Origin of the sequence: Oricola indica, from assembly GCF_965227485.1 — a bacterium.
In the GTDB taxonomy this organism is placed as follows: domain Bacteria; phylum Pseudomonadota; class Alphaproteobacteria; order Rhizobiales; family Rhizobiaceae; genus Oricola; species Oricola indica.
In genome coordinates this window covers 3,231,540-3,257,144 of the sequence record NZ_OZ245747.1, presented here as the reverse complement: position 1 = coordinate 3,257,144, position 25,605 = coordinate 3,231,540, and the positions used below count along the sequence as shown (strand labels likewise).

Annotated in this window: 23 protein-coding genes; 16 read left to right on the top strand and 7 right to left on the bottom strand. The window is 63.8% G+C overall.

Translation table 11 applies throughout. From position 1 onward, the window contains the following. The first annotated feature begins 4 nt into the window (after positions 1–4). The 12 genes from nuoK (at position 5) to dnaE (ending at position 16,165) form a co-directional block, all read left to right on the top strand. Positions 5–313: an NADH-quinone oxidoreductase subunit NuoK gene (gene nuoK / locus ACQK2M_RS16365; protein WP_223478565.1), complete on the top strand. Its 309-nt coding sequence runs from the start codon at positions 5–7 to the stop codon at positions 311–313. A gap of 7 nt (positions 314–320) precedes the next feature. Beyond that, a complete protein-coding gene (gene nuoL, locus ACQK2M_RS16360) occupies positions 321–2,378 on the top strand; it encodes an NADH-quinone oxidoreductase subunit L (protein ID WP_425418666.1) in 2,058 nt (685 codons plus the stop codon). Continuing rightward, positions 2,378–3,898 carry an NADH-quinone oxidoreductase subunit M gene (locus tag ACQK2M_RS16355; protein ID WP_223478567.1) on the top strand — a complete coding sequence of 507 codons (1,521 nt, stop codon included), beginning with the start codon at positions 2,378–2,380 and terminating at the stop codon, positions 3,896–3,898. Before nuoL ends, ACQK2M_RS16355 begins: the two co-directional genes overlap by 1 nt. 18 nt (positions 3,899–3,916) lie before the next feature. Continuing rightward, positions 3,917–5,362, top strand: coding sequence for an NADH-quinone oxidoreductase subunit NuoN (gene nuoN / locus ACQK2M_RS16350; protein ID WP_425418665.1), 1,446 nt, complete (start codon positions 3,917–3,919; stop codon positions 5,360–5,362). 22 nt (positions 5,363–5,384) lie between these two features. After that, on the top strand, positions 5,385–6,191 hold the full coding sequence (locus tag ACQK2M_RS16345; RefSeq protein ID WP_425418664.1) for a biotin--[acetyl-CoA-carboxylase] ligase: 807 nt from the start codon (positions 5,385–5,387) through the stop codon (positions 6,189–6,191). Then, complete coding sequence (locus ACQK2M_RS16340) at positions 6,188–7,864, top strand: ribonuclease J (protein ID WP_425418663.1); 1,677 nt, start codon at positions 6,188–6,190, stop codon at positions 7,862–7,864. The genes ACQK2M_RS16345 and ACQK2M_RS16340 overlap by 4 nt, the downstream gene beginning before the upstream one ends. 39 nt (positions 7,865–7,903) lie before the next feature. Further along, positions 7,904–8,308: a methylmalonyl-CoA epimerase gene (gene mce, locus ACQK2M_RS16335; protein ID WP_223478571.1), complete on the top strand. Its 405-nt coding sequence runs from the start codon at positions 7,904–7,906 to the stop codon at positions 8,306–8,308. Positions 8,309–8,317: 9 nt separating this feature from the next. Then, complete coding sequence (locus ACQK2M_RS16330) at positions 8,318–8,587, top strand: DUF1467 family protein (RefSeq protein ID WP_223478572.1); 270 nt, start codon at positions 8,318–8,320, stop codon at positions 8,585–8,587. 394 nt (positions 8,588–8,981) lie between these two features. Next, a complete protein-coding gene (gene proS / locus ACQK2M_RS16325; protein ID WP_425418662.1) occupies positions 8,982–10,310 on the top strand; it encodes a proline--tRNA ligase in 1,329 nt (442 codons plus the stop codon). Between the two features lie 4 nt (positions 10,311–10,314). After that, entirely contained in the window at positions 10,315–11,628 is a 1,314-nt protein-coding gene (locus ACQK2M_RS16320; protein ID WP_425418661.1) for a lipoprotein-releasing ABC transporter permease subunit, read from the top strand. Beyond that, complete coding sequence (locus tag ACQK2M_RS16315) at positions 11,628–12,320, top strand: ABC transporter ATP-binding protein (protein WP_425418660.1); 693 nt, start codon at positions 11,628–11,630, stop codon at positions 12,318–12,320. Before ACQK2M_RS16320 ends, ACQK2M_RS16315 begins: the two co-directional genes overlap by 1 nt. Positions 12,321–12,658: 338 nt before the next feature. Continuing rightward, positions 12,659–16,165, top strand: coding sequence for a DNA polymerase III subunit alpha (dnaE, locus tag ACQK2M_RS16310; RefSeq protein WP_425418659.1), 3,507 nt, complete (start codon positions 12,659–12,661; stop codon positions 16,163–16,165). On the opposite strand, the gene ACQK2M_RS16305 is transcribed toward dnaE, so the two are convergent. The 4 genes from ACQK2M_RS16305 to rsgA all read right to left on the bottom strand — a co-directional run bounded on the left by ACQK2M_RS16305 (position 16,162) and on the right by rsgA (position 19,856). Next, on the bottom strand, positions 16,162–16,644 hold the full coding sequence (locus ACQK2M_RS16305) for a DUF2269 family protein (protein WP_425418658.1): 483 nt from the start codon (positions 16,642–16,644) through the stop codon (positions 16,162–16,164). The two genes, dnaE and ACQK2M_RS16305, sit on opposite strands and share 4 nt — an antisense overlap. Next, a complete protein-coding gene (locus ACQK2M_RS16300) occupies positions 16,644–17,939 on the bottom strand; it encodes an SDR family oxidoreductase (protein ID WP_425418657.1) in 1,296 nt (431 codons plus the stop codon). Before ACQK2M_RS16300 ends, ACQK2M_RS16305 begins: the two co-directional genes overlap by 1 nt. A 7-nt stretch (positions 17,940–17,946) precedes the next feature. Continuing rightward, positions 17,947–18,684, bottom strand: coding sequence for an NYN domain-containing protein (locus tag ACQK2M_RS16295; protein ID WP_223478759.1), 738 nt, complete (start codon positions 18,682–18,684; stop codon positions 17,947–17,949). Between the two features lie 116 nt (positions 18,685–18,800). After that, positions 18,801–19,856 (bottom strand): ribosome small subunit-dependent GTPase A, encoded by a 1,056-nt coding sequence (gene rsgA / locus ACQK2M_RS16290; protein WP_425418656.1) that lies wholly within the window; start codon positions 19,854–19,856, stop codon positions 18,801–18,803. Positions 19,857–20,301: 445 nt separating this feature from the next. Between rsgA and ACQK2M_RS16285 the strand changes: the two genes are divergently transcribed. Then, positions 20,302–21,438, top strand: coding sequence for a M24 family metallopeptidase (locus tag ACQK2M_RS16285; protein ID WP_425418655.1), 1,137 nt, complete (start codon positions 20,302–20,304; stop codon positions 21,436–21,438). A gap of 5 nt (positions 21,439–21,443) precedes the next feature. Continuing rightward, positions 21,444–22,187, top strand: a complete 744-nt coding sequence (locus ACQK2M_RS16280) for a maleate cis-trans isomerase family protein (protein WP_425418654.1) — start codon at positions 21,444–21,446, stop codon at positions 22,185–22,187. Here ACQK2M_RS16280 and ACQK2M_RS16275 read toward each other — a convergent pair. Beyond that, positions 22,175–23,503, bottom strand: coding sequence for a DNA polymerase IV (locus tag ACQK2M_RS16275; protein WP_425418653.1), 1,329 nt, complete (start codon positions 23,501–23,503; stop codon positions 22,175–22,177). The genes ACQK2M_RS16280 and ACQK2M_RS16275 overlap by 13 nt on opposite strands. 61 nt (positions 23,504–23,564) lie before the next feature. On the opposite strand from ACQK2M_RS16275, the gene ACQK2M_RS16270 reads away from it, so the two are divergent. Further along, positions 23,565–24,143: a GNAT family N-acetyltransferase gene (locus tag ACQK2M_RS16270; protein WP_425418652.1), complete on the top strand. Its 579-nt coding sequence runs from the start codon at positions 23,565–23,567 to the stop codon at positions 24,141–24,143. A gap of 6 nt (positions 24,144–24,149) precedes the next feature. Here the strand turns inward: ACQK2M_RS16270 and ACQK2M_RS16265 are convergent, their stop codons facing one another. Beyond that, positions 24,150–24,815, bottom strand: a complete 666-nt coding sequence (locus ACQK2M_RS16265) for a hypothetical protein (protein WP_425418651.1) — start codon at positions 24,813–24,815, stop codon at positions 24,150–24,152. Then, a complete protein-coding gene (locus ACQK2M_RS16260; protein WP_425418650.1) occupies positions 24,812–25,108 on the bottom strand; it encodes a DUF3572 domain-containing protein in 297 nt (98 codons plus the stop codon). The genes ACQK2M_RS16265 and ACQK2M_RS16260 overlap by 4 nt, the downstream gene beginning before the upstream one ends. A 130-nt stretch (positions 25,109–25,238) precedes the next feature. Between ACQK2M_RS16260 and ACQK2M_RS16255 the strand changes: the two genes are divergently transcribed. After that, complete coding sequence (locus tag ACQK2M_RS16255) at positions 25,239–25,595, top strand: response regulator (RefSeq protein WP_274384997.1); 357 nt, start codon at positions 25,239–25,241, stop codon at positions 25,593–25,595. The last annotated feature ends 10 nt before the right edge of the window (positions 25,596–25,605 follow it).

Here is a 25,605-nt window from a genome sequence, read left to right as displayed (position 1 = left end):
ACCGATGACCATCACCATCTCCCACTACCTGACCGTCAGCGCGCTGCTGTTCGTGATCGGCGTGTTCGGCATCTTCCTGAACCGCAAGAACGTCATCGTCATCCTGATGTCGGTCGAGCTGATCCTGCTGTCGGTCAACCTGAACTTCGTGGCGTTCTCGGCGCATCTGCAGGATCTGGTCGGCCAGGTCTTCGCGCTGTTCGTCCTGACGGTCGCGGCCGCCGAGGCGGCCATCGGACTTGCAATTCTCGTCGTCTTCTATCGCAACCGCGGCTCTATCGCGGTGGAAGACGTGAACATGATGAAGGGCTGACGGCACCATGTATCACGCCATTGTCTTTCTGCCCCTGATCGGTGCGCTGATCGCAGGCCTCGCCGGGACGTCCATCGGCGCCAAGGCCAGCGAATACGTGACCTCGGGGATCATGATCTTCGTCGCGCTCCTGTCATGGATCGCGTTCTTCTCGGTCGGCCTTTCCGACGAACCGGCCTTCACCATCCAGGTGTTGCGCTGGATCCAGACCGGCGGCCTGGACATCAACTGGGCGTTCCGCATCGACACGCTGACCGTGGTGATGCTGGTCGTGGTCAACACCGTGTCCTCGCTCGTGCATGTCTACTCCATCGGCTACATGCACCACGATCCGCACCGGCCGCGCTTCTTCGCCTATCTGTCGCTGTTCACCTTTGCCATGCTGATGCTGGTGACCTCGGACAACCTCGTGCAGATGTTCTTCGGCTGGGAAGGCGTCGGCCTGGCGTCCTACCTGCTGATCGGCTTCTGGTACAAGAAACCCTCGGCCGGCGCCGCGGCGATGAAGGCCTTCATCGTCAACCGGGTCGGCGACTTCGGCTTCGCGCTCGGCATCTTCGGCGTCTTCGTCCTGTTCGGCTCGGTCAATCTCGGCGTCATTTTCGCCAATGCCGCATCCTTCCTGCCGGAAGGCGCGGGACATGGCGCAGCCGTCGAAGCGGCCGCCGAGGCGCATGGCGCGATGGACAGCGAGACCGTCCTGACCTTCCTCGGCTACGAGCTCGACAAGGCGCATGCGCTCACCGTGATCTGCCTGCTGCTCTTCATGGGCGCGATGGGCAAGTCGGCGCAGTTTCTGCTGCACACCTGGCTGCCTGACGCGATGGAAGGCCCGACGCCGGTTTCCGCGCTCATCCACGCCGCGACCATGGTGACCGCGGGCGTGTTCATGGTGGCGCGCATGTCGCCGCTGTTCGAACTCAGCCCGACCGCGCTGACCGTGGTGACGACCATCGGCGCGATCACCGCATTCTTCGCGGCCACGGTCGGCCTCGTGCAGAACGACATCAAGCGCGTGATCGCCTATTCGACCTGTTCGCAGCTCGGCTACATGTTCGTCGCGCTGGGCGTCGGCGCCTACGGGGCAGGGATCTTCCACCTGTTCACGCACGCCTTCTTCAAGGCGCTGCTGTTCCTCGGCGCGGGCTCGGTCATCCATGCCGTGTCCGACGAGCAGGACATGCGCCGCATGGGCGGCCTGCGCAAGCACATCCCGATGACCTATTGGATGATGATCATCGGCACGCTGGCGCTGACCGGCGTCGGCATTCCGGGCACGCTGTTCGGCACCGCCGGCTTCTTCTCCAAGGACGCGATCATCGAAAGCGCCTATGTCGGCCACAACGCGGCCTCGGGCTTCGCCTTCGGCATGCTCGTGATCGCGGCGCTGTTCACCAGCTTCTATTCCTGGCGGCTGATCTTCATGACCTTCCACGGCAAGCCGCGCGCCTCCGCCGACGTGATGCATCACGTCCACGAGTCGCCGCCGGTCATGCTGATCCCGCTCTACGTGCTCGCCGCCGGCGCGCTTCTGGCCGGCCTCATCTTCCACGACTTCTTCATCGGCCATGCCGCCGAAGCCGCGGAGCATGTCGAGGGCTGGTACAACGAGTTCTGGCGCGGCGCGCTGTTCGCCGGACCGGACAACCATATCCTTGCGGAATTCCACAATGTGCCCTGGGCGGTGAAGTTCAGCCCGTTCATCGTGATGCTGCTTGGCCTGGTTACCGCCTGGTACATGTATATCCGCTCGCCACAGACGCCGAAGGCGCTCGCCGAGCAGCATGAGGGGCTCTACAAGTTCCTCCTCAACAAGTGGTATTTCGACGAGCTCTACGACTTCCTGTTCGTCAAGCCGGCGATGCGCCTCGGCACCTTCCTGTGGAAGTGGGGCGACGGCTGGCTGATCGACGGCTTCGGGCCTGACGGCGTCGCTTCGCGCGTTCGCCAGGTGACCGGTCGTGTCGTGAAGCTGCAGACCGGATACCTCTATCATTATGCGTTCGCGATGCTGATCGGTGTCGCCGCGCTCGTTACGTGGATGATGCTCGGGGGCAGCGTCTGATGGCCGGAATGCCGATCCTCTCACTGGTTACGTTTCTGCCGCTCGTCGGCGTGCTGATCATCCTGTTCATCAATGACGACAGCGAGATCGCGCGGCGCAATATCCGCATGGTCGCGCTGCTGACGACGGCCTTCACCTTCGCCATCTCGCTCCTGATCTGGATCGGGTTTGACACGTCCACGGCGGACTTCCAGTTCGTCGAGAAGGTCGACTGGCTCGACAGCGGGATCTCCTATCACATGGGCGTCGACGGCATTTCGATGCTGTTCGTGATCCTGACGACCTTCCTGATGCCGCTTTGCATCCTGGCGAGCTGGGAAGCTGTGCAGAAGCGCGTCAAGGCCTACATGATCGCGTTCCTGATCCTGGAAACGCTTATGGTCGGCGTGTTCTGCGCGCTCGACATCGTGCTGTTCTACGTCTTCTTCGAAGGCGGCCTGATCCCGATGTACATCATCATCGGCGTGTGGGGCGGAAAGCGGCGCGTCTACGCCTCGTTCAAGTTCTTCCTCTACACGCTGCTCGGCTCGGTGCTGATGCTGATCGCCATCATGGCGATGTACTGGGACGCGGGAACCACCTCGATCCCGGAACTGCTGGAGCATGATTTCCCGGCTTCGATGCAGACATGGCTGTGGGTCGCCTTCTTCGCCTCCTTCGCGGTGAAGATGCCGATGTGGCCGGTGCACACCTGGTTGCCCGACGCCCACGTCGAGGCGCCGACCGCCGGCTCCGTCATCCTGGCGGGCATCCTGTTGAAGCTCGGCGGCTACGGCCTGATCCGCTTCTCGCTGTCGATGTTCCCGATCGCCTCGGCCGACCTGTCGTGGTTCGTCTTCACGCTCTCGGTGATTGCGATCGTCTACACGTCGCTGGTCGCGCTGATGCAGGAAGACATCAAGAAGCTGATCGCCTATTCGTCGGTCGCCCATATGGGCTATGTGACGATGGGTATCTTCGCGGCCAACCATCAGGGTCTCGACGGCGCGATCTTCCAGATGCTGTCGCACGGTCTCGTCTCGGGCGCGCTGTTCCTGTGCGTCGGCGTCGTCTACGACCGCATGCACACCCGCGAGATCTCGGCCTATGGCGGCCTGGTCAACATCATGCCGAAATACGCCGTCGCCTTCATGATCTTCACGATGGCGAATGTCGGTCTTCCGGGCACATCGGGCTTTGTCGGCGAGTTCCTGACGCTGATGGGCATGTTCCGGGCCAACACATGGTTCGCGGCCATCGCCACGCTGGGCGTCATCCTGTCGGCGGCCTATGCGCTCTGGCTCTATCGCCGCGTGATCTTCGGCGTGCTCGAGAAGGAGAGCCTCAAGGCGATGCTCGACCTCTCGACGCGCGAAAAGGCGATCCTCTATCCGCTGATCGCACTCACAATTTTCTTCGGCGTCTATCCGATGCCGGTCTTCGATGTCACCGCCGCGTCCGTCGACGCGCTCCTGTCCGACTATTCCGCAGCGCTTGAGGCGGCACGTGCCGCCGCGGATGTCGCGATGTCGGTCCATTAAGCGGGGAGCTACAGGTCCATGTCTGCCGAATTGTTGTCCCAGAGCCTGACGCTCGCACTGCCGGAACTGATCCTGGCGGGCGGTGCGATGGTGCTGCTCATGATCGGCGTGTTCGCGCCGGCCGACCGCGCCAACTCGACCGTCACCGGCCTTGCCGTCGCGGTGCTGATCGGCGTCCTCGGATGGATGTTGCTGATGGGCGGCCGGGGCGAGGCCTTTGGCGGCGCCTATGTGCAGGACGGTTATGCCGCCTTCATGAAGACGCTGACGCTGATCGGCTCCATCGTGGCGCTCGCCATGTCGGTCGGCTTCGCGCGGGCCGAAAAGTTCGACCGCTTCGAGTTCCCCATCCTGATCATGCTGTCGACGCTCGGCATGATGCTGATGGTCTCCGCCAACAGCCTGCTGACGCTCTATATGGGCCTCGAACTGCAGTCGCTGGCGCTCTACGTCGTCGCCGCCATCAACCGCGACAGCGTTCGATCCACCGAGGCGGGCCTGAAATATTTCGTTCTCGGCGCCTTGTCGTCTGGCATGATGCTCTACGGTATTTCGCTGATCTACGGCTTCACCGGCCATGTCGAGTTCACCGAGATCGCGGCGGCGCTGACCGGCGCGGACCGGTCCGTCGGCGTGCTGTTCGGCCTCGTCTTCCTGATCACCGGTCTCGCCTTCAAGATCTCCGCCGTGCCGTTCCACATGTGGACGCCGGACGTCTATGAGGGCGCGCCGACGCCTGTGACGGCCTTCTTCGCCTCCGCGCCGAAAATGGCGGCGATGGCGATGTTCGTGCGCGTCGTGATCGACGGCTTCGGCCCGGTGACCGCCGACTGGCAGCAAATCATCGTCTTCATTTCGATCGCCTCCATGATCCTCGGCGCGTTCGCCGCGATCGGTCAGCGCAACATCAAGCGCCTGATGGCCTATTCGTCTATCGGCCATATGGGCTATGCGCTGGTCGGCCTGTCGGCGGGAACGCTGGTCGGGGTCAAGGGCGTCATCATCTACATGACGATCTACCTGGCGATGACGCTCGGCACCTTCGCCGTCATCCTCGCCATGCGCCGCAAGGACGACGGCAATGTCGAGAATATCGACGATCTGGCCGGCCTGTCCTCGACCAACCCGGTCATGGCGACCGTGCTGACCATACTCATGTTCTCGCTGGCCGGCATTCCGCCGCTCGCGGGCTTCTGGGCGAAATGGTACGTCTTCCTCGCCGCCGTCGAGGCCGGTCTGTACCCGCTCGCCATCATCGGCGTGCTCGCCTCCGTCGTCGGCGCGTTCTACTATCTGCGCATCATCAAGCTGATGTGGTTCGACGAATCCGTCGGCGGCTTCGTGCCGGCGGCCGGCGAACTACGGCTCGTGATGGGCGCGTCCGGCCTGTTCGTGCTCGGTTACGTGCTGATCGGCGGACCGATCGCGGCCACTGCCGAGACCGCCGCGCGGGCGCTGTTCTGATCGCGCCGGTCCGGTTCGCCGCGTGACGGGGTCGCCGATCGAGGGGCTCGCCGGCTGGCGACGTCTCGACCTGATGTCCGTCGGCTCCACCAATTCGGAAGCCATGACGCTGGCCCATGACGGCGATCCGGGACATCTCTGGATCACCGCTGGAGAGCAGCTGTCGGGGCGGGGCCGTCGCGGACGCGGCTGGACGTCGCCCCCCGGCAATCTCTATGCCTCCGCCCTGATGATCGATCCTGCGCCGCCTGCGGCGCTGTCATCGCTGCCGCTCGTCGTCGCGGTGGCGGTGCGTGACGCGATCGCGGCCTGCGGGCTGCCGGAGGGAGCGCGGCTGAAGATCAAGTGGCCGAACGACATCCTGCTCAACGACGCGAAATGCTGCGGCATGCTGCTGGAAAGCCAGAACCTGCGCGGCGGATCGATGGCGGTCGTGTTCGGGTGCGGCATCAACATCGTGACATATCCGGACCCGGGGCTCTACAGCGCTACGGCGCTGAACCGTGAAGGGATCGCGGCGACGCCGGAAACGCTGTTCCTGCACCTCGCGCGGGCCTTTGACGACGCGCTCGTACTCTGGGATCACGGCCATGGCATTGGCGCGATCCGCGAGAGATGGTTGGCCGATGCGCAGGGAATCGGCGAGGCGATTACCGTCAATCTTGCAAATGAGCGGGTGGAAGGCCTATTTGAAGGCATAGACCCGCACGGAATACTGCTTCTGCGCACCGGGAACGGGACCCTCCGGCCAATTTCGGCCGGCGATCTTTTCTTCGACACTTCGAATATTGGTGGCGGCACTGCGTCCGCACGAGAACAACAAGAATGAATATGGACGAATTTGTGTTTGTGCCGCTCGGCGGCGTTGGTGAAATCGGCATGAATCTGGCGATGTACGGATTCGGGCCCGCGAAAAAGCGCGAGTGGATCGTCGTCGATTGCGGCGTGACGTTTCCGGGGCCGCATCTGCCGGGGGTCGATCTCGTGCTGCCGGATACGCGCTTCCTGGAAGCCGAGCGCGACCGGGTGTGCGCGATCGTCATCACCCACGCGCACGAGGACCACTACGGCGCGCTGCTGGCGCTCTATCCGCGCATTTCGCCCGAAGGCACCGTGCCTGTGCACGCCACGGCCTTCACCGCGGGACTGCTCGAAGCCAAGGCGCAATCCGAGCCGGGCGCGCCGAAGATCGGCGTGACCGTCTTCGAACCGGGCGACACGCTGACCGCCGGACCGTTCAAGATCGGAACCGTGACGGTGACGCATTCCATTCCCGAACCGGTCTCGCTGGCGATCACGACGCCGCTTGGCACCGTGCTCCATACCGGCGACTGGAAGGACGACGAAGACCCGGCGATGGGGCCGAAGACCGACCGCAACGCGTTCGAGAAACTCGGCGACAAGGGCGTGCTGGCGCTGATCTGCGATTCCACCAACGCCATGCGCGAAGGCGTCTCGCCTTCCGAGAAGGAAGTGTCGGAGGGTCTGCGCAAGGTCATCGAGGCGGCCGAGGGCAGGGTGGCGGTCACCACCTTTTCCTCCAATGTCGGGCGCATTCGCTCCATTGCGGAAGCGGCGCGCGATTGCGGCCGCCAGGTGCTGCTGCTCGGGCGCTCGATCAAACGCGTCGTCGATGTGGCGAGCGACCTCGGTTACATGGATGGCCTGCCGCCATTCCTTGCCGAAGAGGACTTTACCCATATTCCCCGCTCAAAGGTGGTCATCATCCTGACCGGGTCGCAGGGCGAGCCGCGCGCCGCGCTGGCGAAGCTCTCGCGCGACGAGATGCGCGACGTGGCGCTGACGTCTGGCGATACCGTGGTTTATTCCTCGCGCATGATTCCCGGCAACGAGAAGGCGGTGATCGAGACGCAGAACCGGCTGATCGACATGGGGATCGAGATCATCGAGGACCGTGACGCGCTGGTGCATGTGTCCGGCCATCCGCGCCGCAACGAATTGCGGTCGATGTACAAGTGGACGCGGCCCGCCATCGGCGTGCCGGTGCATGGCGAGGCGGCGCATTTGTCGGCGCATGCGAAGCTGATGAGCGAATGCGGCATCCGCGACGTCGTGCCCGCGCGCAATGGCGACCTTGTCCGGCTCGCGCCCGGCGATCCGGAAATCATCGCCGACATTCCGCATGGCGAGATCTACAAGGACGGGCTCTTGATCGGCAGCGGCGACGACCTCGGTGTCGGCGACCGGCGCAGATTGTCCTTTGCCGGCCATGTCGCGGTCTCAATCGTGTTGAACAAGCAGCGTGAACTGGCCGCCGATCCCGACCTCGTCGCGATCGGGGTGCCGCAGGTGGACGCGCGGGGCGAGGATATCGAAGACCTGATGTTCGACGCCGCCGTCGAAGCTTTCGAGAGCATTCCCCGGGCCCGCCGGCGCGACCTCGAACTGGTCGAACGCGCGGTGCATGGCGCGGTCCGTTCCGCGGCGCGCAATGCCTGGGGCAAGAAGCCGCTGGTCAGCGTACTCGTATCCAGCGCCTGATCGGGGTATCAGCCCCGGACCGGATTATTGGAGACTGTCATGCTTGGACGTTTGAACCACGTCGCCATCGCCGTGCCCGATCTGGCCGCGGCGGCCAACAAGTACAGCACCGTTCTCGGCGCGACGGTATCGGAGCCGCAGGCATTGCCCGAACACGGCGTGACGGTGGTCTTCGTCGAACTGGCCAACACCAAGACCGAATTGCTGGAGCCGCTCGGCGAGAATTCGCCGATCGCCGCCTTCCTGGCAAAGAACCCGTCGGGCGGCATTCACCACATGTGCTACGAGGTCGACGACATCCTCGCCGCGCGCGATGCGCTCAAGAGCGACGGCGTGCGGGTGCTGGGAGACGGCGAGCCGAAGACCGGCGCGCATGGCAAGCCGGTGCTGTTCCTCCACCCCAAGGACTTCGACGGCACGCTGATCGAACTCGAACAGGTATAGGCGCCGACCGTGAACGTGATTTCCGCCCTCGCAATCTACTTCATCATCTGGTGGATCGTGCTCTTCATGATGCTGCCGATCGGCGTGCGCAGCCAGGTGGAGGAGAACGACATCACGCTCGGCACGGAACATGGCGCGCCGGCGAAACCGGCGCTCGGCAAGAAGATGGCGATGACCACGGTCATCTCGCTCGTGATCTTCGGGCTGTTTTATTACGTCACGGCGGTGATGGGATACAGCGTCGACGACCTGCCGCGGATCGTGCCCGAATTCCGTTGATCTGAAGAAAAGCCAAGGCTGAAAAAAATTAAGTGGCAGGGTTTGCACCCTGCCACTCAGAACGGGCCCGATTTTCATCCGCTGCCGTGGCAGTGTCGCAGCTCGACATGCGAGCGCGGAAAATCCATTCCTCCCAAGACTTTGACCACGTTCGTTAGCTCGGCCGGGTATGCCCGGTTCGAGCCAGCGTCTTACGTAGCAATGCTTTCGCCCCTTGTCACCGAAAAAATTGCATTGGTTATGCGTCGTATTGCCCATGGAGTTTCATCCGGCGTCAAAACGGCGCGCCACAACCGTTTCAATTTGCGGGCGAAGCGCTTATGAAGGCGGCCGTAATGCCGGAATTGCGCCCGATTCTTGCCTTACCCCAACACTTCGATTCTGGAATCAGCCCATGCGTCTGTCGCGTTATTTCCTGCCGCTTTTGAAGGAAAATCCCAAGGAAGCCGAGATCGTTTCCCATCGCCTTATGCTGCGCGCCGGCATGATCCGCCAGCAGGCTGCCGGCATCTATTCTATGCTGCCACTCGGCAAGAAGGTGCTGGACAAGGTCTGCAACATCATCCGCGAGGAGCAGAACCGGGCCGGCGCTATCGAGATCCTGATGCCGACCGTCCAACCTGCCGATCTGTGGATTGAGAGCGGACGGTATAATGATTACGGTCAGGAAATGCTGCGCATACGCGACCGGCATGATCGCGCGATGTTGTTCGGCCCGACCAACGAGGAAATGGTCACCGATATTTTTCGGTCCTATGTGCGCTCCTACAAGGACCTTCCGCTCAATCTCTACCACATTCAGTGGAAGTTCCGTGACGAGGTGCGGCCGCGCTTCGGCGTCATGCGCGGGCGCGAGTTCCTGATGAAGGACGCTTATTCTTTCGATCTCGATTTCGAGGGCGCGCGCGCGGCGTATAACCGCATGTTCGTCGCCTATCTGCGCACCTTCGACCGCTGCGGCCTGAAATCGATCCCGATGCGCGCAGACACCGGACCGATTGGCGGCGACCTCAGCCACGAGTTCATCGTGCTCGCCGAGACCGGTGAGTCGGAGGTTTTCTGCCACCGCGATTATCTGGAGCTGGACGTGCCCGGCGCCAATGTCGATTTCCACGACGACGCGCAGATGGCGTCCATCGTCGAGAAGTGGACGACGCCCTATGCGGCGACCGACGAGATGCATGACGAGGCCGAATGGGCGAAGACGCCGGAAGCCGAGCGCCTGTCCGCGCGGGGCATCGAGGTTGGCCATATCTTCCATTTCGGCACGAAATATTCCGAACCGATGGGCGCGGCCGTGACCGGCCCGGATGGCAAGCAGCACAATGTCTCGATGGGCTCCTACGGCATCGGCCCGACGCGCCTTATCGGCGCCATCATCGAGGCCTCCCATGACGACAATGGAATCATCTGGCCGGAAAGTGTCGCGCCCTTCGGTGCGGCCATCGTCAACATGAAGCCCGGCGATGCCGGCTGCGACGGCGTGTCCGATCAGGTCTATGCGGCGCTGACCAAAGCCGGGGTCGACCCGCTTCTCGATGACACGGACGACCGGGCCGGAGCCAAATTCGCGGCGATGGACCTGATCGGGCTGCCCTGGCAGGTGGTCGTTGGCCCGCGCGGCGTCGGCAACGGCGTTGTCGAGGTCAAGAACCGCAAGACCGGCGAGCGCCAGGAAGTGACGCCCGAAGCAGCCGTCAACATGCTCACAGGCAGAGGCTGACCGCGTGACCGCAGTGGCCGAAAGCCCCACCGAAACAACCCCGTCCGCGCAGCGCAACGGCAATGCGCGCCCGTTTTCCGCCTTCGAAAGGCTGGTGGCGTGGCGCTACCTGAAGCCGCGCCGCAAGGAAGCGGCCGTTTCCATCGTGACCCTGATCTCGCTGATCGGCGTGACGCTGGGCGTGGCGGCGCTGATCATCGTCATGGCGGTGATGAATGGTTTCCGCGGGGAATTGCTTGACCGCATTCTCGGACTGAACGGACATCTCGTGATCTCGGCCATCGAACGGCCGCTGGACGATTACGAGGCAGTGTCGGATCGCGTGTCGGGTGTGCCCGGCGTGAAGATGGCGATGCCCATCGTCGAGGGCCAGGCGCTGGCGACCGGCAATGTCGGCGCGGGGGCGGGCGTTCTCGTGCGCGGCGTGCGCGGTGCGGATTTCGTCAAGCTCGATTCCATCGCCGGAAACATCAAGGAAGGATCGATCGAATCCTACCTGACAGGCGACGGTGTCGCGATCGGCACGCGCATGGCGCTCAATCTCGGCCTCGTGACAGGCGACCTGATCAAGGTCATCTCGCCGGAAGGCGATGTGACGCCCTTCGGCACGACGCCGCGCGTGAAATCCTATCCCGTGCGCGCGATCTTCGAGATGGGCATGTCGGAATATGACAGCTCGATCATCTTCATGCCGCTCGAGGAAGCCCAGCTCTATTTCAATGTCGAGGGCGAGGCGCAGGTCATCGAACTGTTCGTCGATGACCCCGACGCCGTGGATTCCTACCGGCCGCTGATCGAGGCGGCGGCCGAGCGGCCGATCCTGATGTCCGACTGGCGGCAGCGCAACCAGGCCTTCTTCTCGGCGCTGATCATCGAGCGCAACGCGATGTTCCTGATCCTGTCGATCGTGGTTCTGGTCGCCTCGCTGAACATCATCGCGAGCCTGATCATGATGGTGAAGGAAAAGGCGCGGGGCGTTGCGATCCTGCGCACCATGGGGGCGACGCAGGCCTCTATCATGCGCATCTTCATTATGGCCGGTATCGGCGTCGGTTTCGTCGGCACGGCGACCGGCTTCGTGCTCGGGCTGCTGGTGTGCTGGAACATCAAGGGCATCCAGCGGCTAATGAACTGGATGGCCGGCGCGGATGTCTGGGACCCGACGATCCGCTTTCTCAGCGAGATACCGGCGAAGATGAATCCCTACGAGACGCTGGCCGTGGTGGTTCTCTCGCTCAGCCTTTCCTTCCTCGCCGCGATCCTGCCGGCATGGCGCGCCGCCAAGCTCGATCCCGTCGAAGCGTTGAGGTACGAGTGATGGCCGGCGACAGCACCGTACTGCGCCTGACGGGCGTGCATCGCGCCTACAAGGAAGGCGACCATCTGCTCGAAATTCTCAAGGGCGCCGACTTCGAGTTGCGGGCTGGAGAGATGGTGGCGATGGTCGCGCCGTCGGGCGCCGGCAAGTCGACGCTTCTGCATCTCGCGGGCCTTCTGGAGCGCCCGGACGAGGGCGAGGTCTACATCGCAGACACCGGCTGCGGGACACTCAGCGACGCGGAGCGCACGGCACGGCGCCGCAACGATATCGGCTTCGTCTACCAGTTCCACCATCTCCTGCCGGAATTCTCGGCGCTGGAGAATGTCATGATCCCGCAGATGATCCGGGGGCTGGCGAAGAGCGAGGCGGAGACGCGGGCGCGCCAGTTGCTCGACTATCTTCGCATCGGACCGCGCGCGGAACACCGCCCGGCCGAACTCTCCGGCGGCGAACAGCAGCGCGTCGCCATAGCGCGCGCGGTTGCCAATGCGCCGCTCGTCCTGCTGGCCGACGAACCGACCGGCAATCTCGATCCCGAAACCTCGGGCTATGTCTTCGAGGCGCTGGCCGCGCTCGCACGCCAGTCGGGCCTGTCGGCGCTGGTCGCGACGCATAATCACGCGCTTGCCGAACGCATGGACCGCGTGGTCACGCTTGCCGACGGGCAGATTGTTCCCTTTACCGGCTGATCCGCCTTTAACTGCTCGTTAACCGAGGATTCCCCGTTCGTGGCGATAGGACTCTTTTCCCTTGAAAAGAGAACAAAACACAAACATAAAGAAGACAGACACAAAACAAGGAGACAAAACCATGACTTCCATCGTCCGTGACATCGCCTCTTTCGTTTCCATCGCTGCCTTCATCGCGACCTTTTCGATCTGCGTGAACGCGCTCTGACTTCATGCTTTCCACAGCCATGCCGGGAATGGTTTCCGGCAAGGCTGGACCGCGCCGTTCCGGCCTCCCATAGTTGGTGAAACGCGACTCGCCGGAGCCGCGATCAAATCACCAGAGAGCGGAACGGACCATGGCCGGACAACAGTCGGACAAGCATGACGAGCAGGCGGCTTCGGCCGCGCCCGGCTTTATCCATCTGCGCGTCCACTCGGCCTATTCGCTTCTCGAAGGCGCATTGCCGCTGAAGAAGATCATCGGCTTTGCCGAGACGAACCGCATGCCGGCCATCGGCATTGCCGACAGCGGCAACCTGTTCGGTGCGCTGGAATTCGCGCAGAAGGCGTCGGGCGACGGGATTCAGCCAATCATCGGCTGCCAGCTCGATCTCGTCTTCGACGGCGATCTCGCCACGCCGCGCTCTGGCAGCGGCCGCACGTCCCCTATTCGCCAGACCGAGAACGTGGTGCTGATCGCCGCAACGGAAGCCGGTTATTCGAACCTCGTTGAGCTCGTCTCCAAATCCTATCTCGACACGGAGGAGGGTGCGCGCGCGCAGTTGCGCTTCGACTGGCTGAAGGACCGCGCCGAGGGCGTGATCTGCCTGAGCGGCGGCCCGCTCGGTCCGATCGGGCGCATGATTGCCGACGGGCATCAGCCGATCGCCGAGCAACGTCTACTGGCCCTCAAGGACATCTACGGAGACCGCCTGTATATCGAGTTGCAGCGTCACAAGGGATATGACCGCGCGATCGAACAGGGAAGCGTCGACCTGGCCTACAGGCATCTCGTGCCGCTTGTCGCGACCAACGAGGCGTTCTTTCTCAAGCCCGACGATTTCGAGGCGCATGACGCCCTGATCGCCATCGCGGAGGGCTCTCTTCTGTCGATCGACGACCGCCGGCAATTGACACCCGATCACTGGCTGAAGCCGGAAGCCGAGATGATCGCGCTCTTTGCCGATCTGCCCGAGGCGGTCGAGAACACCGTCGAGATCGCGCGGCGCTGTTCCTATTACCCGCAAAACCGCAAGCCGATCCTGCCGCGCTTCGCGGCCTCCGAGGGCGTCAGCCACCAGGAAGCGGTCGCCGCCGAAGCCGATGAACTGCGTCGCCAGGCGCGGGAGGGCCTCGAGAAGCGGATACGCGAGCAGGGCATGAGCGAGGGATACGAGCGCAGCGAATATGACGAGCGGCTGGAATACGAACTCAACATCATCGAGACGATGCAGTTCCCGGGCTACTTCCTGATCGTCTCCGACTTCATCAAATGGGCGAAGGCGCACGATATTCCGGTCGGTCCGGGTCGCGGATCCGGCGCGGGTTCGCTCGTCGCATGGGCGCTGACGATCACCGATGTCGATCCGCTGCGTTTCTCGCTGCTTTTCGAGCGCTTCCTCAACCCGGATCGCGTCTCGATGCCGGACTTCGACATCGACTTCTGCCAGGACCGGCGCGAGGAGGTGATCCGCTACGTCCAGGAGAAATACGGACGCGAGCAGGTCGGCCAGATCATCACCTTCGGAACGCTGCAGGCGCGCGCCGTGCTGCGCGACGTCGGCCGCGTGCTGGAAATGCCCTATGGACAGGTCGACCGGCTGTGCAAGCTCGTCCCGAACAATCCGGCCAATCCCACGCCGCTCGGCAAGGCGATCGAGGAAGAACCGAAATTCGAGGAGGAAAAGGAAAAGGAGCCCATCGTCGGACGACTGCTCGACATGGCCCTGAAGCTCGAAGGCCTTTACCGGCACGCCTCGACCCACGCCGCCGGCATCGTCATCGGCGACCGGCCGCTTTGGCAATTGGTGCCGATGTATTCCGATCCGCGTTCGGACATGCCGGTCACGCAGTTCAACATGAAGAAGGTCGAGGACGCCGGCCTCGTCAAGTTCGACTTCCTCGGTCTGAAGACGCTGACCGTGCTGAAGACCGCCGTCGACCTGATCGCCCGCAAAGGGATCAAGATCGATCTGTCCAACTTGCCGTTCGACGACCGTCCGACCTACGAGATGATGTCGCGTGGCGAGGTCGTTGGCGTGTTCCAGGTTGAATCGGCGGGCATGCGCAAGGCGCTGCTCGGCATGAAGCCGGACCGTATCGAGGACATCATCGCGCTGGTGGCGCTCTACCGGCCGGGTCCGATGGAGAACATCCCGACATACAATGCGCGCAAGCATGGCGAGGAGGAAATCGCGTCGATCCATCCGAAGATCGACCATCTCGTCAAGGAGACGCAGGGCGTCATCGTCTACCAGGAACAGGTGATGCAGATCGCCCAGGAACTGGCGGGCTACACGCTCGGACAGGCGGACCTTCTGCGCCGCGCCATGGGCAAGAAGATCCGCGCCGAGATGGAAAAGCAGCGCGGCATCTTCGTCGAGGGCGCGGTCGAGCGGGGGGTCTCCAAGAACCAGGCCGACTTCATCTTCGACCTGCTGGCCAAGTTCGCCGACTACGGCTTCAACAAGTCGCACGCCGCCGCCTATGCCATCGTCTCCTATCAGACCGCCTATCTGAAGGCGCATTACCCGGTCGAGTTCCTCGCCGCGTCGATGACCTATGACATGGCAAATGCCGACAAGCTGAACGATTTCCGCCGCGACGCCATACGGCTCGGCATCGAAGTGCAGCCGCCGTCCGTGCAGACGTCCTACCGGGCCTTCGAGGTCGGCGAAAAGACGATCTACTATGCGCTTGCCGCCATCAAGGGCGTCGGCGACGCGGCGGTGGACCACATCGTCGAACGGCGCGGCGACAAGCCGTTCGCGAGCCTTGAGGATTTCGCCAATCGCATCGATACCCGCATCGTCAACCGGCGCACGCTGGAAGGGCTGATTGCAGCGGGCGCGCTCGACTGTTTCGGCCATGACAGGGCGGCGCTTGTCGCAGGGCTGGATCGCATCGTCGGTCTCTCTCAGCGGGCCGTCGAGCAGGCGGAAAGCGGGCAGGGCGACATCTTCGGAACGCTCGCCGCAGTGGAGCCTGAGCGCCTGTACCTGCCGCACACGGAGCCCTGGCCGACCGCCGACAAGCTGATGCGCGAGTTCCAGGCGCTCGGCTTCTATTTCTCCGCCCATCCGCTCGATGACTACGCGCCGGTATTGGAGCGGATGCGCGTGCAGCAATATGCCGATTTCGCGCTGGCCGTGAAACGCGGCGCAAAGGCCGGGCGACTTGCCGGGACCGTTGCATCGAAACAGGTGCGCCGGACGCGCATGGGCAACAAGATGGGCATCTTCGTGCTCTCGGACGCGACGGGACAGTTCGAAGTGGTGATGTTCTCCGAGACGCTGCAGGCCTATGAAGACGTGATGGAACCCGGCTCCTCGGTGGTGATCGAGGTCGGCGCCGACAATCGCGAGGAAGGCATCAGCCTGCGCGCCAACAAGGTGCGGCGCCTCGACGACGAGACGCATCGCCAAAACCACACGCTGCGAATCTTCGTGCGCGACCAGAAGCCGCTCAAGAGCATCGCCGCGCATCTGAAACCCACGGGCGACAGCCCGGTCTCGCTGATCGTCATCAAGGGCGAGGGCGGCGGCGAGGTCGAGGTCTCGATCGGCGACAACTACCTGGTTTCGCCGCCGATCGCGGGTGCTGTGAAGGCGATCCCCGGCGTGGTGGACGTGGAGCTGGTCTAGAAACCGATGGCAGGCCGCGCGAGCATCAGCCAGACGATGGCCAGCACCGCAGCGAAGGCCGGAAAGCCGCAGGCGAACCAGATGCGGTAGAGCCGGTGGAAGCGTTCGGGCAGGGCGGCGCCTTGGGCGTCGGCCTGACGCGCGATGTTGCGCAACTGGACCTGGATCCACACGACGGGCAGCCAGAACAGGCCAATGACGAGATAGAGGGTCAGCGACAGGGCGACCCAGCCCTCCGTCAGCGGCCAGCCGACCTCGCGGGCCAGCAGGTATCCGGTGACAGGCTGGACGATGACCGCCGTCGCCGTGAACAGCGTGTCGGCGATGACAACGGTGGCCGCGACATGCGTGATCAGGGCCGGCTTGCCGGTGCGTTCGGCCATCACCATGAAGAATGCAATGCCAGCGCCGGTGCCGAGAAGCACGCAGGCGCCGATTACATGCAGCCAGCGCAGGACGAGGGCGTATTCCAGTTCCATCAGCGCTCCCTCAACATGGAGCGGGTGACAAGGGCGAGCATGATCGACGGCACGATCTTGACCAGCGAGCCGAGCGGATCGCCCCATAGCCATGGCGTGAAGACGGTGGCGGCAGCGAGGTAGAACGTGCTGACACCGGCCATGGCGAGGCAGGCGAGCGCCGCGATTCGCCGCACGAGGATCATGACGGCCAGCCCGACATCGATCGCGGACCAGAAAAGGACCGAACTCTTCGCGAGCCATAGCGGCCAGCCGACGGCGGCAAGAACGCCCGCTGCCGCTTCCAGGCGAATGAAGCCGACGATGCCGGACACCGCCCACAGGAAAACCAGCGCCGCGACGGCGAAGGGCATTGCAAGCGCCATGCGCGCCGCGAGCCTGTCCTCGGACCGGGCGGGCATTGAAGCCAGTGTCTGCTCGAATGTCGCGACGGGTTTGCCGGTGTGGGCGCGCCAGGGAGCGGGATCGCCGCCGACGCCGTCCCGCATGACGTCCATGGCCGTGCTGCGCAGCGGTGAGCGCCAGCCAAGGCGGCCGAGCGCGTCTGCGCCCTGACTGACCAGAGCCGTCAGCATGTCCGGCATGACGATCGTCGTTCTGGCGGGGTCGAATCCGAGCCAGCGGCGAATGCCGGCGATGACCGTTTCGAGCGTGTGCGCGTGGTCTTCGACAAGGTCGAACGTCTGGCCAGACCCCAGTTCGCCCTCGACCGCCATCGTCACCGCGTCCGTCAGATCGGCGAGCGACACTGTGCGCACTGGTGTGTCGGGATGGGCGATGGGCTGGATGAGCGGGAAGGCCGCGAGCATGCGCAGCAGAGCCGTGCCGCCATAGGCTGTGGGCGCGATGACGAGGCCGGGACGCAGGATCGTGTGGTCGCCGCCCGCGGCGCGGATCGCCGCGTCACCTTCCGCCTTCGTGCGGAAAAAGGCGGTGGAAGCGTCGGGCGAGACACCGGCCGCCGAAATCTGCACCAGCCTGACACCGCTCCTGGCGCAGGCCATCGCGAGCGCCGCGACCGCGTCCGCATGGATCGCGTGAAGGTGGTCGCGCGGGCCGTCCTGCAACGCGCCGGCGCAATTGACCACCGCGTCATGGCCGGCGATGACCGCAAGCCAATCCTCCGGCGACAGCATCGCCGCCATGTCGCGGATGATCCAGTCGATGCCGGGCAGGACGCGCCGCGCGGTCTCGCCGTTGCGGCCGAGGCCCGTGACCTCGTGGCCCGCCGCGATCAGGCGGGAGGCGACGCCCGCGCCGATCAGGCCGTAGGCGCCAAGAACGAGGACGCGCATGCGTGGGTCAGCCCTTCTTCGCACCCTTCGCGGCTTGCTTCTTGCGAATGCGGATCGACCCGCCTTCGCGATGCTCCACCTCGAACGCGCCTGTCTTGCGGACAAGATCGGAGAGCTTGCGCGAGCCGAAGGTGCGCGGATCGAAATCGGAGGAGAGGTTGGAAAGCTGGGTGCCGACCGCGCCGAGCGTCACCCAGGCATCCTCCTCGGTTTCGATCTGTTCCATCGCCTTCTCGATCAGCGGAATGGCCTTCGAAAAAGCTTCGCGCTTGGCGCTCACTTCCTTTGTTGCGCCGGTGTCGGGCAACAGGTTCTCGGTGTAGATGAAGCGCCGGCACGCCTGCCGGAAGCTTTCCGGCGTCTTCTTCTCGCCAAAACCGTAGACATCGACCCCCTGTTCGCGAATGCGCGAGGCGAGGCGGGTGAAGTCGCTGTCGGAGGAGACGAGGCAGAAGCCGTCGAACCGGGCGGAATGCAGCAGGTCCATCGCGTCGATCACCAGGGTGATGTCGGACGCGTTCTTGCCCGACGTATAGGCGAATTGCTGCTGCGGCACGATGGCGTGGCTGGCGAGGATCTCGTTCCAGCCCTTCATGCGGTTGCTGGAGAAGTCGCCATAGATGCGCCGCACGCTGGCCTCGCCGATCTTGGCGATCTCCTCGAAAAGGCCATCGGCGATCTTGGCCGAGGTGTTGTCGGCGTCGATCAGGACGGCGAGGCGCGGCGATCGGTCTTCGGCCATTATGAGAATCCCATGTCACAAGTTCGGCCGCATCATAACCATGCGCCCGCCGCTGTCGATGCGCACCGGCAAGACTGCAATACTACCCGCAAGAAAAGACGCCCGACCGCGCGGCGACGTCAGTCGCCGCGCTTCATCTTCTTGTCCTTCATCATGCGCTTCACCAGCTTGCCGAATTGCTTGTCGCGCGCGCGACGTTCCGAGAGGCTCGCAGAATTGTGGGCGTCCTCGGCAAGCAGCTTCTTCCAGCGCCGTACGCGGTCCGGATCGAGCGCACCTTCGGCCACGGCCTTTTCGACCGCGCAGCCCGGTTCCCCGTCATGGCCGCAATCGCGGAAGCGGCATTGTTGCGCCAGCTTCGCGACATCGGAGAACACGTCGTCGATACCGGCATGAACGTCGGTCAGCTGCAATTCGCGCATGCCCGGCGTGTCGAGCAGCCACCCGCCCGAGGGCAGGCGGTGCAGCATCCGTCCTGTGGTCGTGTGGCGGCCCTTGGCGTCATCCTCGCGGATGCCTGCTGTGACGATGGACTGCGCGCCGATCAGCGTGTTGACCAGGGTGGACTTGCCGACGCCGGACGAACCGACGAGCGCGATCGTTTCGCCGCGTCCGCACCATGCGGTCAGGCGGTCTGCGCTTGCCGGGTCGCGCGCATCGACGGTCTCGACGCACAGAGCCGGCATGAGGCGCGCGGCATCGCGTTCGAAGTCCTCCGGCGTGTCGGTCAGGTCGGCCTTTGTGAGCACGATCACCGGCGTCACGCCCGCATCCTGCGCCAGCGCCAGATAGCGTTCCAGCCGGGCGACGTTGAAATCCTGGTTGCAGGACGTGACGATGAACAGCGTGTCGATATTTGCCGCGATCAGCTGCATGTGCCGTCCCGTACCGGCCGCGCGGCGCTTGAACAGGCTTTTCCTGTCCAGGATGCGGTCGATGCGCAATGTGTCCGGCTCGATCAGCAGCCAGTCGCCGACGGTCGCGCGGTCTTCCTCGTCCTCTGCGAAGAAGGGCGGGATGGTGGTTTCGGCATGCAGGCCGGTGATTTCCAGCGCATTGCGATGCACTGCCGTGACGCGCACGGGTTGAAATGTGTCGAAGTCGGATGTTTCGAGTTGCGAAGTGAAAAAGGATTTCCAGCCGAAATCGGCCAGTTCGGAAAGATTGATGGTCATTGATCCAGCACCGGTAGCGGCTGCAGTCCCGGTTTCGGGCGCAGCCGGATAAATACGCCAATCGCGCCGCGACCCGGGGGGCTTGCGAGCGATCGGAAGTTCAGCCGATGGCGGGACAGGCGGACATTATCGGGCCGCGCGACAGGCGTCGCATCGACCGGTCCGGATGCTTATCCGTGCCTCCGCCCGGCTTTCCGGGGTGCCAGCACAATCATCAACGACCTTTCTCTCGGTAGCGGACAGTCTGAAATGGCGGCCGGTCCGCATCCGGTCGCGCAACCTCAATATAGGTGTTCGCGCGCAAACCGCCAGCATGTCGAAGCTCTCGGTCTCGACTTGGCGCGGCCTGTGGCAAAAGCGCATCACGGGCCGGTCCCGCGTTTCCTTCCGTGGCGAATCGCGGATAAGCTCCGCATCGTGTTTCGCGGATTGGAGCGTCTGGGCCGTGGCTGATTTCCCCGTATCGGAATTCGAGGCGCGTCTCGACAGAATGCAGGCGTCCATGCGCGTGGCGGGGCTCGACGCGCTGTTTTTCAACACCGAGGCGGAAATCCGCTACTTCACCGGCTTTCGCACGCTTTTCTGGCAAAGCCCGACGCGGCCCTGGTTCCTCGTCGTCCCGTCCGCGGGCCGGCCGGTGGCGGTGATCCCCGAGATCGGCGAGGCGCTGATGCGCGGTTGTTTCGTCGGCGAGGTGCGGACATGGTCTTCGCCGCACCCGGATGATGACGGGATATCGCTGATCGCCGACGCGCTGCGCCCCTATGCGCGCATCGGCATGCCGATGGGGCGCGAAACGGCGTTGCGCATGCCGTTGAGCGCATTCCAGACATTGCGCGAGACGCTGTATGGCAGCCAGTTTGTCGATGCGACCGCCATTGTCCGGCGGCAGCGCATGGTGAAATCGGAGGCCGAGATCGCCGCGATTGCCGATATATGCGACATCGCATCGAGAGCATTCGCCGCCGCGCCGTCGCTGTTCCGTCAGGGCCAGACGCTTGCCGATGCATTCCGTGCCTTCAAGATAAAGCTTCTCACGGAAGGGGCCGAGGACGTTCCCTATCTCGTCGGCGGCGCCGGGCAGGGCGGTTATGCCGACGTCATCTCGCCGCCATCCGACCAACCCCTCGAGAACGGCGACATCCTGATGCTCGACACCGGCGCGACACTGGGCGGCTATTTCTGCGATTTCGACCGGAATTTCGCCATCGGCAAGGCTTCGGACCGGAGCCGGCGTGCGCATGAGACACTCCATCGCGCCACCGAAGCGGCCCTGGCCATCGCGCGACCCGGACGGACCTGCCGCGACTTGTTCGAAGCCATGGCGGGCGTGATCGGCGAGGGCGGTGGCGATGTCGGGCGTTACGGCCATGGCCTCGGGATTCAATTGACCGAACCGCCATCGCTCGTCGCATTCGACAACACGGTGCTGGAGCCCGGCATGGTATTAACGCTGGAGCCGGGCATGGGCCTGGGGAAAGGCCGGATCATGGTCACGGAGGAAAACATCGTCATTCGCGATGGTCCGCCGCAGTTGCTTTCGCAACGCGCGACACCCGATCTGCCGGTTATCGGAGGCTGACACCCATGAAGCTGGATTACGAACTGGATGACGGGAACTCGGCGCGCGCCGGCTTCGGCGTGATCGTCCTGCAATCGGACGAGACGCTGGAAAACGAGTTCGCTCCGCTGTTTAGCGGCGACGGGATCGGGCTGCACCATTCGCGCATCCCTTTCGCCGACGCGGTGACACCGGAAACGCTGCACGAGATGCATGAAAACCTGCCCAGGTCCGCGTCGCTGTTTCCCTCGGAAGGATCGCTCGACGTGATCGGCTATGCCTGCACCTCGGGGACGACAATGATCGGTATCGACGCGGTCGAGAAGGCCGTGCAATCGGCGCAGCCGCGTTCCCGGGTGACGAACCCGGTCAGCGGGCTGCTCGCCGCCTGCGAGCATCTCGGCGTGCGCCGGATCGGCTTTCTGACGCCTTATATGCCGGCGGTTTCGGAAGCGATGCAGGCGCTGCTGGTTTCGCATGGGCTGGAGATTGGCGCGTTCGGGTCGTTCGAGCAGGAAAGCGACCGCGCGGTGGCGCGCATCGCGCCTGCATCCGTGCTCGACGCAATGTGCAGTGTTGGCGGCGGAGACGTGGACGCGGTGTTTGCCTCCTGCACCAATTTGCGGACCTTCTCGGTAATCGAGGAGGCCGAACGCCGGCTGAACAGGCCGGTGATCACCTCCAACCAGGCGCTCGCCTGGCACATGCTGCGCCTGGCCGGGCTGGACGGCGAGGTCGCGGGGCCGGGCAGGTTGTTTCAGCCATCCTGATCGCGCTGGGGTTTTCCGCGATTGCCGGTGCCGAAGGTGTAGCCGGTCTCGACGGCCTTCGAGCCGTATCTGGCGCGCACCTTGTCCATCGCGGCTTCGGCCTTCGCGCGGCGCGTGGCATCCGTGTCGACGAGGTCGGACGGATCGGCCATCGCGTCATGCGCGAGATCGGCGACGCCGATGCCGAGAAGCCGGAATTTCGTGCCGTCGAGTTCCTTTTCCAAGAGTGGCGCGGCAACGCGGAAGATGCGGTCGGCGAGGCGCGTGCGGTCCGGCAATTGCCGGTTGCGCGTGCGGGTCCTGAATTCCCTGTCCTTGAGCTTCAAAGTCACGGTGCGTCCGGCGAGATCGGCCGCCTTCAGCCGCTCCGACACTTTCTCCGACAGCGCGCGCAGCACGGGCAGCAGATCGGAGGCGGACGCATAATCCTCGTTGAAGGTGGTTTCAGCCGAGATGCTCTTCGTCTCGTGCTCGACATGCACCGTCCGGTCGTCCTGCCCGCGAGACAGGTGGAAGAGACGGCGGCCCATGACGCCGTAGCGCTTCATCAGGACGGTCTCGTCCATCGTCTGCAACTGGCCGATGGTGCGGATGCCGTCCTTTTCGAGCGTCGCGGCAAACGCCTTTCCGACGCCCCAGATCAGCGTCACCTTCTTGTCGCGGAGGAAATCGAGCGCCTCGGCCTGTCCGATGACCGAAAAGCCGCGGGGCTTTTCGAGATCGGAGGCGACCTTCGCGAGAAACTTGCAGTAGGAAAGACCGACCGAAACCGTGATGCCGACCTCCTGTTCCACGCGGCGCGCGAACTTCGCCAGAACACGGGCGGGACTGTCCTTGTGCAGCCGCTCGGTGCCGGTCAGGTCGAGAAACGCCTCGTCGATGGAGATCGGCTCCACCAGCGGCGTGAGTTCGCGCATCATCTCGCGCACCTGTTTTCCGACGCGGGCGTATTTCTCCATGTCGGGCTTGACGACGACGGCGTCCGGGCAGGCGTCGAGCGCCTTGAACATCGGCATCGCCGACCGAACGCCCCGGATGCGCGCGATGTAGCAGCAGGTCGAGACCACGCCGCGCCGCCCGCCGCCGACGATGACCGGCTTGTCCAGCAGCTCCGGATTGTCGCGCTTTTCGACGGACGCATAGAAGGCGTCGCAGTCGATATGCGCGATGGACAGGGCGTGCAGTTCCTCATGGCGTACGATGCGCGGGCTGCCGCAGGAAACACAGCGCCGCCCGCCGCCCCGGAGAGGCGCGAGACAATCGCGGCAAAAACCGCCACCGGTCGAATTGACAGAGGTGCTCATCGATGTGAACATACCATGAACAAAATGGGCGCGATAACGCAATGAGAAACTATCATCAAGCCGGGGGGCCGTCATGGCAAAGTTGGAGATCGCCGCACTGACGCCGGATCGCTGGGCCGATTTCGAGGATCTGTTCGGCAAGCAGGGGGCCTGTTACGGCTGCTGGTGCACCTATTTCCGGCTCGCGCCGAAGCAGCGCAAGGCGAATTCCGCCGTCGATAACAAAGAGCACATGCGGGCGCGAATCGTTAACGGCCCGCCGCCCGGCCTGATCGGTTATCGTGACGGTGTCGCCGTGTCCTGGATGCAGATCGGACCGCGCGGAGACGTTCCGCAATTCAACAATGACAGACGGGTCTCGGCGCCTCTGCCCGATGCGCCGGCGGAGGATGGCGCGGCCTGGGTGATCTCCTGTTTCTTCACGCGCTCTGCGATGCGCGGGCAGGGGTTTTCGCACGCAATGGTCGCCGCCGGGATCAACCATGCTCGCGAGAACGGCGCACGAGTGCTGGAAGCCTGCCCCATCGACGCGGCGAAGCATGCGAAATCGGTCGGTTTGTTCGTCGGATCGACCCGAGTCTTCGAACAGGCGGGTTTCGAGCAGGTCGCGTTGCGCAAGGAGGGGCGACCGCTGATGCGGCTTGCGCTGTAGGATAATTCAGTGACCGCGCGCGGCGAGATAATCGGCGATCGCCTTCGCCGCCGCCGGCCAGTCATCCACATTCGTCACGCCCTCGGGCATGGGCGGCAGGTGCGGCGCGAGGGCCTTGTAGGCCATGAGATGCAGCCCGAGCGCACCGGGCACGGCCGAAAGCACGCTGAGATGGTTCGACGGCAGATCGTCGATGAAGGCGACCGGCCTGTCGGGACGATCGCCGGTCAGAGCGGCAACCGCATCGCCCTTGGCATCCTCGGTGGCGATCATCGGATGAGAGAAGCCGTGCAGATCAAGAAGGGCACGGCGGCGCGCGTGATGGCGCGGCGGCATCGCCGTCAGGAACACGATGTCGGCGTCATGCGTCCGCTCGATCTCCGTCAGGGTTTCGAGCGCCTCGTCGACCGGTTTCTGCCACGCGTCGTGGACATCGAAGAAGCCTTCAAGAAAGGAAGATACCGCTTCGTTTTCAACAGGCTGTCCCGTTTCTTTAATGTAGATGTTTCCCTTCAGGCGAAAGGACGTCGTGCGCAATTCGTGGCCGTGGCTTTCAAGAAACGCCATGAAGGGCGCGACGAATTCCAGGACGACCTCGTCGATGTCGCAGACGATCAGCGGACGGTCGGACCGGGCGAGCGCCGCGATGCGTTCGCATTCGGCGGGCGTCATATCGAGAACCATTCCTCGCCGGGATTGCCGAGAAGGGTCTCGCGCGCCCGCTGGACGATTTCCGGGTCGGTCTCCGTCTCGTTGCAGAACGCCATCAGGCTGGGCTCATGCGCCAGAAGGAAGTCGAGCACGCCGGCGAGGAAGCCTGGTTCGGACGCCGCCTGGCGAACCTGCCCGGCTTCGATGCCGGTCAGGGCAAGGAACCGGTCGAGCATTTTTTCGTCGGCGGCGATCCATGAAAGGGCGCTGACCGCCACTGCTTCCGAGGTCGTGTCTCCGTTGTCCTCGCTCATGTTTCGCTTCCGTTCGCTTTTTCTCAAGGGAATCGGGTTATAGCTGTGGAAGAAGGCAAAAACGACACCGTATTCGAGCGGGAACGGGCTCCGGCGGGGTCGACTGGGGATTGATATGACAAAGACGGTCATGATCGTCGAGGACAACGAGCTCAACATGAAGCTCTTCCGCGACCTCATCGAAGCCAGCGGCTACGAAACCGTGCGCACGCGCAACGGGCTTGAAGCGCTCGATCTGGCGCGCGCGCATCGCCCGGACCTGATCCTGATGGACATCCAGTTGCCCGAGGTGTCGGGCCTCGATGTGACCCGCTGGCTCAAGGAAGACGACGACCTGCACGCGATCCCGGTGATCGCCGTCACCGCCTTCGCCATGAAGGGCGACGAGGAGCGGATCCGGCAGGGCGGGTGTGAAGGCTACATATCAAAACCGATTTCGGTTCCTAAATTTATTGAAACCATTAAGTCGTATCTTGGCGACGCTTGAAACCCTGAAA